Origin of the sequence: Mesorhizobium sp. YL-MeA3-2017, assembly GCF_030814575.1 — a bacterium.
In the GTDB taxonomy this organism is placed as follows: domain Bacteria; phylum Pseudomonadota; class Alphaproteobacteria; order Rhizobiales; family Rhizobiaceae; genus Mesorhizobium; species Mesorhizobium terrae.
On sequence record NZ_JAUSVH010000002.1, the window covers coordinates 31,801 to 45,699 of the forward strand.

A 13,899-nucleotide genomic window follows, 5' to 3' on the forward strand; every position below is an offset into this window, starting at 1 on the left:
TCAGGATTGGTTCGGATGATCATCGGTAGCGTTCGATCGACTATCGGGGCGTTCCATTTGCCGTGATCGCGCCCTGCATCGCCTCGCGAGCCGTGCTGCGCGGCGGATGAAGCTGGGCCTGCAGGCGGTGAACCGCGGCTTGCATCTGGCGCGAGGACGTGCCGATCGCCATGCGGCCGAGCATGATGCCGCGGTCGGTGAAGGAACGAGAGCGATGTCCAATCGGCATCGCCAGGCCTCCAACGATGCCTTGGGCGAGCGACTGGATCTGGATCAGGACGAAGGAGCCGGCGAGACACAGCATGATGAAGGCGGCAAAATCGCTGAGCTTCAGTTCCCGATTGCCGGAGATCTGGTTGATCTTGGTGAGCTCGGGCGCCATGGCCGCGATCAGGAAGGCGGCGATGACATAGACGAAGAGAGGGATCAGCGCATAAAGCAGTGACTGGTTAAGCCAGCCGATCGCGTAATTACGGGTCGGGTTGAACAACATGCAGGAAATGAAGATCGGCGCGGTACCGAGCAGGACCCATAAGATCACCTTGGCAAGGACCAGGATGCCAAGCGCGATCGCCACGAACAGCCCGGCGAAGACCATGACGACCATGCCGATCAGCGCTGGCAGCACCGAGAAATAGCCGGCCTGTTCGGAAAAGGTTGAGGCCGCGACATTGGCCGTCCTCCAGATCTGCGAAAGCCCGTTGGTCGGCTCCGTGACGCCGGTACCCGAGGCGGCCAGCACGGCGCGGCCGGCTGCCTCCGGCACCTTCGTCAGCCAGTCATAGACGAGCGCATCGAAGTTGGACCAGGTGCCAACGAGGATGAAGATGATGATGACCCGGGCAAGACGGCCGATGATCTCGGCGACGCTCAGCCGGGAGGTCCCGAGAAAAAGTTGCGTTCCGTAGAACAGCACGACCAGAATGAAGAGCAGCCTCAACAGCGGCTCGATGTCTTTCGCCAAAGCGTCGTACGCGCGCTGCGAAAAATTCTCCCCTGACGCATCGATGCGCTGCAGCAGCTCTCCGATAAAATCCTCCACCGCCCTGCCCTACCCCGGTTGGTTTGCGAGACTGTCGATCGCCGCAAGCGCAGCTGTGCCATCCGGGTTGACCAGTCGCATCGGACCGCACTCGGTGCGGGTATCCTCAGCATAGCCGGTGAGATTGGCCGGCCGCTTGCACGGCGCGGTCTTCTGCTTCGGCGTGCCGCAGCCTCCCGAGACAACTGTGATCGCGAGAACGATCATACCCGTCAAAATCCTCGCCTTGCTCATTTGTAGGTGAGCGCTTTTCTGGTGTTGGAGATGTCGGTGAGCTTGCGCTGATTATCAGCCTGCAGCGACTGCACGGCTCCATTCATGGTCCCGATCATCTCGTTGAGCGTGAGACCGGTCTGCACCTGGAGCTGCGTATTCTGGTCGATCGAACCCTTGATATCCTTCGAGCTCCCGATCCCCTGAGCCGCGCTTTCCAGTGCCGACCGCCGGGTCTCGACCGCCTGCTGCGAGCCGGTGATCAGCGCCGAAACGCCAAGGACGGTCTTCACCAGCTCCTCATAGGATTTGTCGCTGGCGAGCGAGCTGTCGTCCTTGCCCGAAAGCGACTTCACCAGCTGCAGCCCGTTCACGAAAAGCGTCGCCGCCTTGGCGATCTCGGGCCCCATCGAACCAAAATTGGGCATGCCGCTCTGCAGGAGACTGTCGAAGGAAGGCACCGAGGTGACACTGAAGCCGTTGCCGATCGCGATATCCTTCAGGGACCCGGCATCGCCTGCACGGTCGCCGGTGACCGCCTGCAACGTCTTTTCGACTGTCGTCAGAATGTCCTTGTTGGTGTCGAGGATCCTGGCGGTCTTCTCGGCCGTATCCTTGGCGACAGCGTAATTTGTCTTGTCGATCACCGGAATGTCGGCCTGCGCCGAAGTCACAGCGATCGCGGTCGTGGCGACAAGAGCGAGAAAGCGTTTCATAAGGAGCCTCCGATCATTGCGGGACGAGGAGCAGTCCGGCGTTCCGGTCGAGTTTCTGGATGCAGGCCTTCGCCGTGGCGTCCCAGGTGAGACCCGCGCGGTCGTCGCAGAAGCCTGTGGCGTCCTGCGAACTGCCATCCCCGGTCTCCTGATAGCGGCCCGAGCGGCTGGCGCCGGAGATATCGCTCAGTGTGACTGCGTTTTTGGAGTTGACGAGATCGGCGAAGCTGGCGCCGAGCGCGATCATGCGGTTCAGCATGTCGATGTTGGCGTTGCGCACGCCTGAATTCTGGTCCCAGCTCTCCTGCACAGTGCCGGTCGCGACAGAGCCGAACTGCTGAAACCAGGAGGCGACGTCGCCCGACCCGTCGCCCGTGGCGCTTGTCAACGCAAAGGCATCGATGGTGCTGGAGCGCATGCCTTCATAGGCTGTGCTCGCGCCGCCATAGTTCAGCGGCATGCCCGCCTTGTCCGATCCGCCAAAGGCCGGCAGCCATTTCTCTGTGATGTTGCGGACATAGTCTTGAGTTTCGCGGAACGGCGGGATGCCGCCGTAGCTCTCGACATTGCCGGAGCCGGAATTGTAGGCGGCAAGCGCCAGCGAGACGTTGCCGTCGAAACGGCGCAGCTGCTGCTTGAAGTAGCGCGCGCCGCCACGCAGATTCTGCTCGATGTCGTAAGGATCGACACCGAGATCAGCGGCTGTGCCGGGCATAAGCTGGGCAAGGCCGACCGCGCCGGCGCCGGACTTGGCGCAAGGGTTGAAGCGGCTCTCCTGATAGACCAACGCCAGGAACTGGTTCTCGTCTATTCCTTCCTCGCGCGCCACGCGCCGCACCAGACCGGCTATCGATGGATTGGCATTGGCGGCCGCGACCGGATCGTCCTTGCGGCCGGGTCGATAGACCGCGCAAGTAACGCTCTCATTGTTCGAGTAGCGGTCACGGTCGACCTTGTCGATCTCGGTGGTCCTATCGTTGCGATCCCGACGCTGATCCAGCACGGTCCCGTCGATGGTCGGAATGTCGGCCGCGGCCGGCGTGGCGAGAAAGATTAGCATGAGAGGGAGACGTCGAATCATGCCGCCCTCCCCCAGCCGCAGAATTCGGGGAGCCACGACGCCGGATCCTCGCCAAGACGGGCGCGCAACGCCGCGCAAGCCTCGATCGTGTCCTTGCGGCCGGACAGGACCTGGACGATGTCCGGCATCGCCGAGAGGTCCAGCCGGGCGATGACGGAATCGTTGCCATGCTTGACGAGGAAGGTCCGTCGCTCAGGCGGCGTGTTGCGGATGAAGGAGAATTCCTTGGCCGTCAGCCCGAAGCGGCGGATATAGCTTTCCTCATCCGCGCGCGGATTGGAGAAATGCAGGTTCGTCGCCGACTGTTCGATCAGCGTGTGAGACTGTGGCGCCCTGGCGATGTCAGCGGCGGATTGGGTCCCAAATCCGACGATCCCGTTCAGCTTGCGGATCGTCTTCATCTTGTCGACGATGTAGCTGGAAAAGGCTGGGTCTTGTAGCAGCTTCCAACCCTCGTCCATGAAGATCAGGACAGGGTCGCCGGTGAGCAACTCATCGATGCGATGAAAGAGGTACATTAGCGCCGGCGTGCGCACCTCGGCGTTGTCGAGGATGTGCGTCATGTCGAAGCCGAAGATGCGCCGCCCAGAGAAGGAGAGCGCATCGCGCGGCGCGTTGAACAGCCAAGCCTTCTCGCCTTCGAACCAGGGCCTCAGCCGCGATTGCAGGTCGTTGGCGTCGGAACGCGAGCGGCCCATGAGAAGTCCGCACAGATTGGCGAGGGTCCGCTGCTCGATTGGCTCCTGGCAGATGCGACCGATCGCCCGCTCGAGTGTGTCGTCCTCTTCTTGAGCAAAGCCACCGCCGTTGGCCGGCTGCAGCATGGCCTTCAATAGGCGAGCCAAGAATTCGCGGTTGCCGGAGGTGTTTTCCAGCTGAAGCGGATTGAAGCCGGTCGCCTGTCCCGGCTGGAGAACCTCGTAGTTGCCGCCGATGGCCCGGATGAAAATCGAGGCGCCTTCGTCCTTGTCGAAGAAGACGGCCCTCGGCTCGGGCGAGACACGAAACGCCTGCGCGAGCAGGAAGGTGAGCGCGACGGTCTTGCCGGACCCGGTCGGCCCGGTGACCAGGAAATGGCCGACGTCGCGCTGATGGAAGTTGAACCAGTATGGCGTCTGCGACGTCGTCTCCAGGATTGAGATCGGCCGACCCCAATGCCCGCCTGACATCTGCCCGGTCGCAAAATTGTGGAGGGCGGAGAAGCCGGCGAAATTCGCGCTCGACAGCATGCAGGAGCGGGCGATGTAGGCATGATTGCCGGGAAGCTGCGCCCAGAACGAGGCCTCCATGTTGAGGTCCTCGCGCAGCCAGTTGACGTTCATATCGGTGAGGCAGGCGCCGAGTTCCGACACGGCTTTGTCGAGTAAGGCCAGATCGCGCGACAGGCAAAGCAGGCTGAAATGGTGGTAGCCGAACACGGCTTCCTGGTTGAGCAGGCTGTTTAGGGCAAAGTCGATGTCGGTCTCGACCGTGCTGCCCGCCTCGTCGGAAGCTCGGATCTGCCGCTGCAGGCGGGAAATCCTTTCCTGCGCGACCGGCTTGTCGGCCAGCGTGAAGGATTGCGTGAGGATGAACTCGTGCTTGACCTGCAGCAGGCCGTCGAGCATGCCCGGACCCGAGAACGGCGGATATTCCTTGATCGACAACATCGCGCCGAAGCGATTGTCGGTCTCCGTCGCTCCTTGCGCTTGCAAGGTTCGCCTGGAAAAGTGCAGCCGCGATGTTCCGACGTAGCTCCGGATCCCCATGCGGGGCAGCCTCATCGCCCGAGATAGGCCGCAGGTCAGTATGGCGTTGAAAAAGGCGCATGGCTCCGAATAAGGCTCACCATTGCGATAGGTGATGCCAAGAGCACGCGCGCCGTATTTCTGGAGCTCGCGCGTGACATTGCCGACGACTTCTTCCAGGTCGTTGATCCGTTCATGCGTACGCTGTTGACGCACCTCAGACCGCGCGGGCCGATCGAGCAGTCTTGAGACCGCCTCCGCGGTCCCGAGCGGCCCGCGCATGCCGGCCCGCACGATCGTGAGGTAGAGCTCGTTGGTGAACATGCGCTTCTCGCGAAGCGCTGCCATATATCGTGTGTTGAGAAGGTCACAGAAAGGATCGGAAAACGATCCATCAAGCTCCGGTCTGACTTGCCTGCGGATGACCGTCGACCAGAGCGAATAGCGGCTTGAGCCTAGCGCCCGGATCAAGGTGTTCTGGACACTCGCCCGCATATTGAGCTCGGCCTGATCCTCGGTCTGGAAGAACAGGCCGTCGAGCTTGATGATGGAAAGCACCGCGCCGCTTTCGAGTCCGACGACTGTGTCGGAGAGGTGCCGCATATAGGGGATGTGCGTGGCGATCGGCCGTTCGCGATGACGCTCGCCTCCAAAGCCCAGTTCATCCGCAACAACTCTAAACATGATCATGGTCCGTAGGAGTTCGTGCCCCAGAACAGCTTGTTCGGGGTCCTGGGCGTCCGGCGGCCGGCAACCTGGGCGAGGTCCAGGACACGGATGTCGCGGCTGGTGAGGGCAAAGAGCGCCAGATAAGCGACCGGCGCGATGGTGACGGCCCAAAAGCTGGTCGTAACCAGGAATGCGATCAGGGTCACGCCAATGATGAGGTAGAACGCGGTGAGCGGAATGCCCCACATCATCGGCGGCCGCGTCAGGCCGATCACCAGCGGCGTCAGATGGGGCTTGTCTTCAGTCTCGTTCATGGCTCACTTCCCGACCGCCGAGATCATCTGGTCGACAATCGCTGGCGCACCGAAGACCAGGCCGATGCCGATCACGACGGCGCCGGCGGTGAACCAGGAAAGCCGTCCGGCGAAGGCGAGGAAGCCGAGACCGATGACCGCGATGATCGCCAGCAGCCGCCCAAACGGCCCGGTGATGAAATCGACGATCATCTGCACGGCGGTCTCGAGCGGTGCGAAAGCGCCCGATGTCTGCTGGGCAAGGGCTGGTTCTGCGGCAGTGACGGCGAGCGCTGCAACGACGAGCAGGAGAAATGTGGGCCGCGCCCTTGACGACGGGAAATTCGAGACGGTCTGGTTCTTCATGTCCGGCCTCCTTCTAGAATTGCATGACGCCGCCGACCCACTGGCGCGACTTGCCGGTGGGGAGGACGTCGCCGACTGCAGCGTTGTCGACGGCTATTGGGACTGGGGCCGCTCCGGTGCTCTGGCCGTTCATCCTGGGCGACGGCAAGCCAATTTGGCGATTGATCACCTCGGCGACGAAGCGGACGGTTTCCGGGAACGGCGGAACGCCGCCAAATTTCTGGACGTTGGCTTCACCAGCATTGTAGGCGGCGGCCACGATCAGCGGATTGCGATAGGTCTCGAACAGCGATTTGAGGAAGCGCACGCCGCCATCGATGTTCTCAGCGGGATCGCAGATGTCCGTGACGCCGAGAAATGCCGCGGTCGAGGGCATAAGCTGCATCGGCCCGCGCGCGCCCTTCGGCGAGTTGCGATCGCGATCCAGCCGGCTCTCGGTTGTTGCGATCGCGAGCGCAAAGTCTGGGTCGACCTCATGGCGTCGCGCTGCCCCGACGACCAACTGTGCAATTTGTGAAGTCGTCAGCGGCGGAGGACCGCACAAGTATTCCGCCTGAGTTCTAATTAAGTCAATTTGACTATGTATACCGGCCAGGCCATTGCTGGTGCGTGCAGCCGTGGCCTCATCCCCATGGCCAACGCCACGCAAGCTGTCTGTTGGTCGGATTGTGCCGTCGACGCCGATGACATACTCCCTGCCACTATCCAGCCAACGGTTACGAAAAACAGTGTCGACCGCGTCTGGAAGGGCGGCGGAAGTCGCAAGTCGCCTTGAAGAGCCGGGCGATACTGCGTTGCCATCGAATTCTTCGGCGGAAGACGCAACCACGGCGAGATGCAAGCTCGTGATTGTGAGTACGGCGGACGCCGAAAGCCGAAATGCTTGTGTGTGTAGATGTGGCAGAGCCATCGCAAATCATCCAAGGCAAGCAACGTTGAATGACGCAATCGATATGTCAGATAGAAAACAATGTCAATTTGGCTATGATTTTTTCTTGCACTGCGCCTGTGAAAAAGCCACATTGCAATCAGCGACCGCGCGATTTGTGGAGGAAGGCTGATATGAAACGCTGCGTCTGCATCCTTGGTCTTTCCTTGGCGATGGTCGTACCGGCTCTCGCAGCGGGACCTGTCGATCAGGTCTATATTCGCTCGCTTGCGGCTCCGGGAAAGACGGTGCTGGTCATCGAATATTATGACGGCAAGGGCGGCGTCGGTGAGCGCAAGGGTTTTGCGTCCGCAAGCGGGTTCAAGGCAGTCTCCCCCACCGACTTCCAGGTCAGCGACAAGATCACCGTCCACCTCTTCGGCATCGAGCCTTGCAATGGCGACATGGTGAACCGTCGCGAGAATTTCGCCGGCAGTTGCGCGGACTACGCCGAGCAAGGACTTGCTACGCTCCTGAAGTCCCCCAAGGTGGTCTATTGCCGGGCCTTCATCAGCGAGGCAGAAGCCCCGGTCCAGGACGCGACCTGCTACGGTTACTACAACTACCCGGGCAGCCTCGACACGGTCGACATGTTCGAGGAGCAGCTTGTTTCGCTGGGCACGCATCGGGTCGCAAAGAAGGCGGATGGTAGACTCGCGAGGCCCGATCTGGAACAAGCCGAAAAGGTCGGTCGCGGTGGATACGGCATGTGGGTCGATCCGAGGATCAAGGGCCAATGAGAGCACTTGCCGTTCTCGTCGCCGCTTCCATCTCGGCGCCCGTCGCGGCTGCGCCAGCAGGGTACTTTGATCTGCTGCCCGGGGTGGCGCTCGAGAGTGGCGACAGCTGGACGGATGCCGGCACGAGGTATCATCTCTACGGCGTCCAGGCTTGCCTACGCGGGACGTCTTATACCGATAGATCAGGCAAAAGCGATGATTGCGGCGAGGCCTCTTTGGCAGTCCTGGCGGCATTCATTGCCGACACCAGGCCCACCTGTGCACCCGTGGCCACGATCACCAACGTCACCCACGTTGTCTGCTACGCTTCGGTCGGCGTCGACCGGCTGGATCTTGGCAATCTGATGATCACATCCGGCTATGCGTTTGCGGCCCTGCGTCCGGACGGCCTGCCCTATTCTCCCGCCTATGCTGTCGCCGAACAGGTCGCACGCGAAAAGCATGCCGGGCTCTGGCAATTCAAGGACGTACAATCTCCCGCAATCCTGCTCGGTCGGGCCGCGGCGGGAGGTTCGACAGGCCGATGAGAACTCGAGCGACCCGCTTGGCCTGGCTGCTCGCGACCTTGGTCGCCCTCCCGTCCCCTTGCTGGGCAGCCGATGTCATCGGGCTGGGTACAGTGTCGTCGTCCTCTACCAATGAGACCGCCTCAGGAACGATTATCGGTCGGGTCACAGTTATCGACGGCCGTACGGTGTGGTTTCCGCGGTCGGCGCAAAAAGTCCGCTTAACCGGGATCGACACTTGCGAGCTACCGCAATGGGCTTTCGATCCCAGGCGATACGGCAAGGGCAGCATTCTCAAGCCCGTGCCATGCGGACCGCTTGCCAAGGCCTGGCTGAAACGCACGGTGGGCGGTAGCCCGGTGACGTGCACGGCGCGTGCAGTCGATTCAGACGGGGCCTATGTCGGCATTTGTTCCGCACGTGGGCACGACCTCGCTGTCGAAATGCTCCGTATCGGCTGGGCACGGGTAAATTTCGCCTCCCCTCCGGGATACGTCACCTGGCAAAACCACGCGATGGCCGCCCGCTACGGCATGTGGACCACCTACGTCCTCGATATGGATGAGTGGCGCGCCAGGGCAGTCGATCGAACGCTGCAGAGACAACCGATCGCCGACTTCAATCTGCTGGCGGAGCGAAGGCGCGAGATCTCTCCGCCGTTCAGCGACGCCCGGAACCGACCCGTTCAGAGCGACCGATAAGGTATACCTGCTCGGGAGGCAAGATCATGCGGCTCATCAAATCCATCATGACCGTCACGGCGATGGCGATCCTTTCGGAAGCGGCTGGTAATCTGGACGCGCAGGCCAGCGAATGGGGATGCCAGGTTCTACTGTGTGCATCGTCCACGAATCCTTCCTGGCATGGGGTTCCGGCCTGCCACCCGCCAATGGACCGGCTGATCGCGGCGATGACCAACTGGGATTTTTCTTGGCCGACCTGCCCCGAGGCCGGCACCGGCGACCCCGGCTACCAGAAGTACGCCGATTGCCCGGCTGGTTGGAGCGTCGGACACCGCGAAGTCGGCCATGGAGACCGAAGCGAGCCAGACCTCTGCGTCAAGCAGGGCGGGCTCTGTGGTCGACGCGATGGGTGCAGCGCGACGGTCTCGATCGCACGGCCAGTACGTGACGATCCTTACTACTTCGACATCCCGGCGGACGGGGCGCCGGCCGTGAGACATTGGTTCAATTTGCGACGGTAGGTACCTGCCGCTTCTCGCTGGCAAGCTCTCCTTGGCGCAATTTTGCCCAAGGCATCTTGAGGCTCACTCCAGAGCCCGCAGGGCTCTAACCGGCCGGCCACAGGTGAGCCTGTCGGCGGCAGTAGCGATCGAATTGGCATCAATGCCGAAATGTCGGTAGAGGTCGTCGATCGTCCCGGACTGGCCGAAGTGTTCGACACCCAAGCTGCGCGTGCGATGGCCGTGAACGGAACCCAGCCAGCCAAGTGACGCTGGATGGCCATCGCTCACCGTAACAATCGAACAATGCGACGGCAGCTCGGCAAACAATCTTTCGACATGACTTCTGGCGTGCACCAGGCCGCGTTCGCGCGCGCGGCTCGCGGCCGTCCACCCGGCGTTGAGCCGATCGGCGGACGTCACAGCCAGTAGGCCGACATGGCGACGATCCTGCCCGATCATGCCAACCGCCTCAATCGCCTCGGGTGCGATGGCTCCGGTATACGCAACGACGACCTCGGCGTTTGGGCCTGGATGGCGAAGCCAGTAAGCGCCATCGATGATGTCCTGTTCGAGCGCAGGCGTAATTGGGCGTGCGACCTGCTCAACCGGCCGTGTCGACAGGCGCAGATAGACCGATCCTCCACTCTCATCGCGCAGCCAGGTGCGTTCCGATTGATAGGCCTCACCGTCGCGCTGCATATAGTCGAGCGCAAACCGCATGATGACAGCCAGTTCATCGACGAAGGCCGGCTCGTAGGCGGCAAGCCCGTCCTGCGCCATGCCGATCAACTGGGTCGCGATCGACTGATGCGCTCCCCCTTCAGGCGCCAGCGTCATGCCCGAAGGCGTGGCTACGAGCAGGAAGCGAGCGTCCTGGTAGCAGGCATAATTGAGTGCATCGAGGCCGCGCTGGATAAACGGGTCATAGAGCGTGCCGATCGGCAAGAGGCGCTTGCCAAAGACCGAATGCGCCAGGCCAAGTGCCGACAGCAAGGTGAAGAGGTTGTTCTCGGCAATGCCGAGCTCGATGTGCTGACCAGAGGCGCCGAATTCCCACTTCTGGGTCGAGGCGATCCGCTCGCTGCGGAAAGCGTCCGCCAGCGCTTCGCGGGCGAACAGCCCGCGTCGGTTTACCCACGGTCCCAGATTGGTCGACACCGTCACGTCCGGCGACGTGGTGACGATCGCGTCGGCGAGCGCCCCGCCAGCCCGCGCTATCTCGTCCAGCAAGCGGCCGAAGCCGACCTGCGTCGACACCACGCCCTTGGCTTCCACAGCCAATCGGTCGGGTATGATGATGCGTTGGGCGTGATGGCGCCGGTGACCCCTCGTCTTGAAGGGGACGTTGTCGAGAAATCGCTGTAAGTCCTGCTCGTCGAAATCAAATCCCTCGACGGCATCCCATTCGCGGCCTTCTTCAACCGACATCGACGCGCGAAACGTAGCCATCTGGTCCTTGGTCATGAGGCCGGCATGATTGTCCTTGTGGCCCGCAAGCGGCAATCCGAATCCCTTGATCGTGTATGCGATGAAGCAGGTCGGCCGGTCGTTGCTACGCGCCGTCTCGAACGCTTCGAGCACGGAGCGCAGGTCATGCCCGCCGAGGTTGGTCATCAAGGAGGCTAGATCGGCGTCGGAGCGGCGCTCCAGAAGCATTGCGATTCCCGGGCTGGCGCCAATGTCAGCCAGCAGGCGCTTGCGCCACGCCGCGCCGCCCTGGAAAGTCAGTGCCGAATAAAGCTGATTGGGGCAGTTCTCGATCCAGGCGCGCAACGCCTCTCCGCCGGCCTCTGAGAACGCGGCTCGCTGCAGCGATCCATGCTTGAGGACAACCACATCCCAGCCGAAATTGCGGAAAATGCTCTCGAAACGTTCCCAGAGTCCTTCACGCACGACGGCATCGAGACTCTGGCGATTGTAGTCGACGATCCACCAGCAATTGCGCAGGCCATGTTTCCAGCCCTCCAGCAGCGCCTCAAAGATATTGCCCTCATCCATCTCGGCGTCGCCGATCAGCGCCACCATGCGGCCCTCCGTCACGCTGTCGTCGCGAGCACGCAGATAGTCCTGTACCAGCGAGGCAAAAAGCGTCTGAGCGACACCCAGCCCCACCGATCCGGTCGAGAAATCGACATCATCGATGTCCTTGGTGCGCGACGGGTAGCTTTGCGCGCCGCCGAAGGCGCGGAACCGCTCGAGCTTCTCACGTGTCTGGTTGCCAAGCAGATACTGGATAGCATGGAAGACGGGTGAAGCATGCGGCTTCACCGCTACGCGGTCTTCCGGTCGCAGCACGGAGAAGTAAAGCGCGGTCATGATCGTTGCCACCGAGGCCGATGAGGCTTGATGGCCGCCGACCTTGAGACCGTCGGTGTTTTCGCGAAGATGATTGGCGTTGTGGATGATCCACGTCGACAACCACAGCACCTTCTTCTCCAACGCCGCAAGCGCCCTCAAATCATGCTTGTTCATGTCGTTGCCTCCTCGTCGTTCAGCGCTGCAAGGCTAGACGTTGCCTGGAGCTCGTTGTGATCAAACTTGCGCAAAATGGAGGAGCAGATTAGCTACTTTCACCAATTTGCATGTTCAAGGTGGTCCGTTATGCCAAAAGCCAAACTGGACGCCATCGACCGAAAGATCATCGACGCGCTGCAGGTCGAGGGACGCATGACAGCGCAGCAGCTTGCCGACAAGTGGGCCTCTCCCCGTCGCCTTGCGCGCGTCGCGTTCGCCAGATGGAGGATATGGGGGTCATCACCGGCTATACGGCCGTCATCGACCAGGATCTCGTCGATCTGCCGATCTCGGTCTTTGCTTCGATCAAGCTGGAGCGTCAGCGCGAGAGCGAACTGGAACGCTTCAACGCCGCTATCGCGCGTTGGCCAGAGGTCGTCGACTGCTATCTGATGACCGGGCAGCGCGATTACCTGCTGCGCATCGTGGTTCGGGATCTCCACGCCTATGAGCGTTTCCTGAAGGAGAAACTGACGCGGCTGGACGGCGTCGCCTCGATCGAAACGAGCTTCGCGCTTGCTCAGATCAAGCGGTCGAATCGCTTGCCGGTCGAACCGTGAGAATGCCGATAGCACCGCTAACGGGTTCGACTTCTTCGTCGGTGCCACAGCGCGTCAGCGGCGATCCGGCTTTGCGAGGAATGCCGCAAGCTTCATTTCGAAGCCGAGCAGACTTGCGTTGATCAGGCTGATGTCGCGGGAGGTGAGCGCCACCCCGTCGCTGATCGAGACCGACATCAGATAGAGCACTTTCTGGCGAGCATCGTCGGCGTGCCGCGCACGCATATGAAGGAGTCGGCGCCAAGCGATCACCTCGAGGACTGTAGCCGAGGCCAGGGCCACAGAAGCGATCGTCCCGAACCAATCCCGGCGCCTGGGCGCCAGTTCACCAACACGCCTGCGCCAATGCCGGTGGCGCGTGATGGCATGCCCGATGTCGCCGGCGCCGATCCCTCGAAATCGGAAAACGCGCACAAGCATTGTGGTTGACCGACCCTTGAAATCAGCCGAAGCGCCTGTGGTTGAAGTGCTCCCTTCGCCCAGGCCTTCGTTCCTTCTATCCGACAGCTTCGAAAGGTTTGCCATGAGGTTGAAGACCCCTCGTGCGGTTCGCTTTGAGAAACGGCCCCTGTGGCCCCATTGGATTTGCAAGCTCGACGATGAGACCGTGGCCACCCAAAAAAGTAGCAGGTTGCGACGTGCTTGCTTTAAGGACGCGCTCCTGACAGCCGGAGCAGACTGCGATGCTCAAGCTGGCTCACGCGAGAAACGCTGCAACAGTTACAAGAATTCTTCTGAAAGACGGCTCCGAAGCCAAGTGAAGAGATGTTAAATCAGCAGCAACATATTGTTCGCATTTTTTAGCGGTAGCAGTCCGCGAACGAACCTCCTACGCCTGTGAACTGTTCGACGTGAAGCTGCTGCTCTTGGACGGACTGCTAACCCGCGCCGGCTGTCTCATACCCACCTGACGCCTATAGCCGCTTGGTCTGCGCGAGTTCTCAGTGCTCGGTGACACTTCCAAGTCTGGAAAAGACCGCGCACCAGAAGCGATAGTCTTCGTTGCGTCCATCGAAATGGGCGGTCAAGGCGCACCAGGCGGCCGCCGTTGTGGCATGTGACCCGTAGAGTTCCCGGGCGGCCTCGGCGGTAGCCTGCGGATTGGTGAGATCCCAAATTGTGAGGATGCCGTTGCCAGCATCGCTGGCAATGTCTTGGCCGAAGTGGATTTCTGGCATGCGAAAGGCTCCCGCGGATGGGCCGGCGAGAGCAGCTCTGCGCTGCAAGGCCGGACGTTGGGAACCCACATCGAGTGAGCCACGATCCGAGGGCAGTGTCGCCCGAGGACATTTGTCGTGCCGTCCCTGGCCTTGTGGCAGCTTATGGCGGTGCCGTGGACACCGCGCCAAGCGTTGCGC

15 protein-coding genes and 1 pseudogene are annotated in these 13,899 nt (G+C 61.6%); 5 read left to right on the forward strand and 11 right to left on the reverse strand.

What is annotated here, in order from left to right; genetic code table 11:
• Positions 1-40: 40 nt before the first annotated feature.
• From QFZ88_RS26375 to QFZ88_RS26410, 8 genes are read right to left on the reverse strand one after another with little or no spacing between them, the layout of a single operon-like run.
• A complete protein-coding gene (locus tag QFZ88_RS26375; protein WP_065997065.1) occupies positions 41-1,042 on the reverse strand; it encodes a type IV secretion system protein in 1,002 nt (333 codons plus the stop codon).
• Positions 1,043-1,051: 9 nt separating this feature from the next.
• The gene (locus tag QFZ88_RS26380; RefSeq protein ID WP_245317449.1) at positions 1,052-1,249 is read right to left on the reverse strand and encodes a hypothetical protein; all 198 of its coding nucleotides are present in this window, start codon (positions 1,247-1,249) and stop codon (positions 1,052-1,054) included.
• 23 nt (positions 1,250-1,272) lie between these two features.
• Complete coding sequence (locus QFZ88_RS26385) at positions 1,273-1,971, reverse strand: type IV secretion system protein (RefSeq protein ID WP_179654400.1); 699 nt, start codon at positions 1,969-1,971, stop codon at positions 1,273-1,275.
• Between the two features lie 13 nt (positions 1,972-1,984).
• Positions 1,985-3,052, reverse strand: coding sequence for a lytic transglycosylase domain-containing protein (locus tag QFZ88_RS26390; protein WP_065997059.1), 1,068 nt, complete (start codon positions 3,050-3,052; stop codon positions 1,985-1,987).
• Complete coding sequence (locus tag QFZ88_RS26395; RefSeq protein WP_179654399.1) at positions 3,049-5,463, reverse strand: VirB4 family type IV secretion/conjugal transfer ATPase; 2,415 nt, start codon at positions 5,461-5,463, stop codon at positions 3,049-3,051. Before QFZ88_RS26395 ends, QFZ88_RS26390 begins: the two co-directional genes overlap by 4 nt.
• Before the next feature lie 2 nt (positions 5,464-5,465).
• Complete coding sequence (locus QFZ88_RS26400; protein ID WP_065997057.1) at positions 5,466-5,762, reverse strand: type IV secretion system protein VirB3; 297 nt, start codon at positions 5,760-5,762, stop codon at positions 5,466-5,468.
• A 3-nt stretch (positions 5,763-5,765) separates the two neighbouring features.
• Entirely contained in the window at positions 5,766-6,107 is a 342-nt protein-coding gene (locus QFZ88_RS26405) for a TrbC/VirB2 family protein (protein ID WP_065997055.1), read from the reverse strand.
• 13 nt (positions 6,108-6,120) lie between these two features.
• Positions 6,121-6,948, reverse strand: coding sequence for a lytic transglycosylase domain-containing protein (locus tag QFZ88_RS26410; protein ID WP_245317448.1), 828 nt, complete (start codon positions 6,946-6,948; stop codon positions 6,121-6,123).
• Positions 6,949-7,169: 221 nt separating this feature from the next.
• Between QFZ88_RS26410 and QFZ88_RS26415 the strand changes: the two genes are divergently transcribed.
• Genes QFZ88_RS26415 through QFZ88_RS26430 form a run of 4 tightly spaced genes read left to right on the forward strand, consistent with a single transcriptional unit; the run spans position 7,170 to position 9,485 of the window.
• Positions 7,170-7,775 (forward strand): hypothetical protein, encoded by a 606-nt coding sequence (locus QFZ88_RS26415; protein WP_065997053.1) that lies wholly within the window; start codon positions 7,170-7,172, stop codon positions 7,773-7,775.
• Positions 7,772-8,302, forward strand: a complete 531-nt coding sequence (locus QFZ88_RS26420; RefSeq protein ID WP_065997052.1) for a thermonuclease family protein — start codon at positions 7,772-7,774, stop codon at positions 8,300-8,302. The genes QFZ88_RS26415 and QFZ88_RS26420 overlap by 4 nt, the downstream gene beginning before the upstream one ends.
• Positions 8,299-8,982 (forward strand): thermonuclease family protein, encoded by a 684-nt coding sequence (locus QFZ88_RS26425; RefSeq protein ID WP_065997051.1) that lies wholly within the window; start codon positions 8,299-8,301, stop codon positions 8,980-8,982. The genes QFZ88_RS26420 and QFZ88_RS26425 overlap by 4 nt, the downstream gene beginning before the upstream one ends.
• A gap of 26 nt (positions 8,983-9,008) precedes the next feature.
• Positions 9,009-9,485: a hypothetical protein gene (locus QFZ88_RS26430; protein WP_179654398.1), complete on the forward strand. Its 477-nt coding sequence runs from the start codon at positions 9,009-9,011 to the stop codon at positions 9,483-9,485.
• A 63-nt stretch (positions 9,486-9,548) separates the two neighbouring features.
• Here the strand turns inward: QFZ88_RS26430 and QFZ88_RS26435 are convergent, their stop codons facing one another.
• Positions 9,549-11,939, reverse strand: coding sequence for a transketolase-like TK C-terminal-containing protein (locus QFZ88_RS26435; protein WP_065997048.1), 2,391 nt, complete (start codon positions 11,937-11,939; stop codon positions 9,549-9,551).
• A 129-nt stretch (positions 11,940-12,068) separates the two neighbouring features.
• Between QFZ88_RS26435 and QFZ88_RS26440 the strand changes: the two are divergent.
• A pseudogene (locus QFZ88_RS26440) lies at positions 12,069-12,541 on the forward strand (Lrp/AsnC family transcriptional regulator).
• A gap of 54 nt (positions 12,542-12,595) precedes the next feature.
• Here QFZ88_RS26440 and QFZ88_RS26445 read toward each other — a convergent pair.
• Complete coding sequence (locus QFZ88_RS26445; protein WP_139116450.1) at positions 12,596-13,066, reverse strand: hypothetical protein; 471 nt, start codon at positions 13,064-13,066, stop codon at positions 12,596-12,598.
• Positions 13,067-13,482: 416 nt separating this feature from the next.
• Positions 13,483-13,719: a hypothetical protein gene (locus QFZ88_RS26450; protein WP_065997045.1), complete on the reverse strand. Its 237-nt coding sequence runs from the start codon at positions 13,717-13,719 to the stop codon at positions 13,483-13,485.
• Positions 13,720-13,899 lie beyond the last annotated feature (180 nt).

Bases quoted from the DNA above. Each gene is read 5' to 3' on its own strand.
- QFZ88_RS26380 (WP_245317449.1), bottom strand. From the start codon at position 1,249: ATGATCGTTCTCGCGATCACAGTTGTCTCGGGAGGCTGCGGCACGCCG.
- QFZ88_RS26385 (WP_179654400.1), bottom strand. From the start codon at position 1,971: ATGAAACGCTTTCTCGCTCTTGTCGCCACGACCGCGATCGCTGTGACT.
- QFZ88_RS26390 (WP_065997059.1), bottom strand. From the start codon at position 3,052: ATGATTCGACGTCTCCCTCTCATGCTAATCTTTCTCGCCACGCCGGCC.
- QFZ88_RS26395 (WP_179654399.1), bottom strand. From the start codon at position 5,463: ATGTTTAGAGTTGTTGCGGATGAACTGGGCTTTGGAGGCGAGCGTCAT.
- QFZ88_RS26400 (WP_065997057.1), bottom strand. From the start codon at position 5,762: ATGAACGAGACTGAAGACAAGCCCCATCTGACGCCGCTGGTGATCGGC.
- QFZ88_RS26405 (WP_065997055.1), bottom strand. From the start codon at position 6,107: ATGAAGAACCAGACCGTCTCGAATTTCCCGTCGTCAAGGGCGCGGCCC.
- QFZ88_RS26415 (WP_065997053.1), top strand. From the start codon at position 7,170: ATGAAACGCTGCGTCTGCATCCTTGGTCTTTCCTTGGCGATGGTCGTA.
- QFZ88_RS26420 (WP_065997052.1), top strand. From the start codon at position 7,772: ATGAGAGCACTTGCCGTTCTCGTCGCCGCTTCCATCTCGGCGCCCGTC.
- QFZ88_RS26425 (WP_065997051.1), top strand. From the start codon at position 8,299: ATGAGAACTCGAGCGACCCGCTTGGCCTGGCTGCTCGCGACCTTGGTC.
- QFZ88_RS26430 (WP_179654398.1), top strand. From the start codon at position 9,009: ATGCGGCTCATCAAATCCATCATGACCGTCACGGCGATGGCGATCCTT.
- QFZ88_RS26435 (WP_065997048.1), bottom strand. From the start codon at position 11,939: ATGAACAAGCATGATTTGAGGGCGCTTGCGGCGTTGGAGAAGAAGGTG.
- QFZ88_RS26445 (WP_139116450.1), bottom strand. From the start codon at position 13,066: ATGGCAAACCTTTCGAAGCTGTCGGATAGAAGGAACGAAGGCCTGGGC.
- QFZ88_RS26450 (WP_065997045.1), bottom strand. From the start codon at position 13,719: ATGCCAGAAATCCACTTCGGCCAAGACATTGCCAGCGATGCTGGCAAC.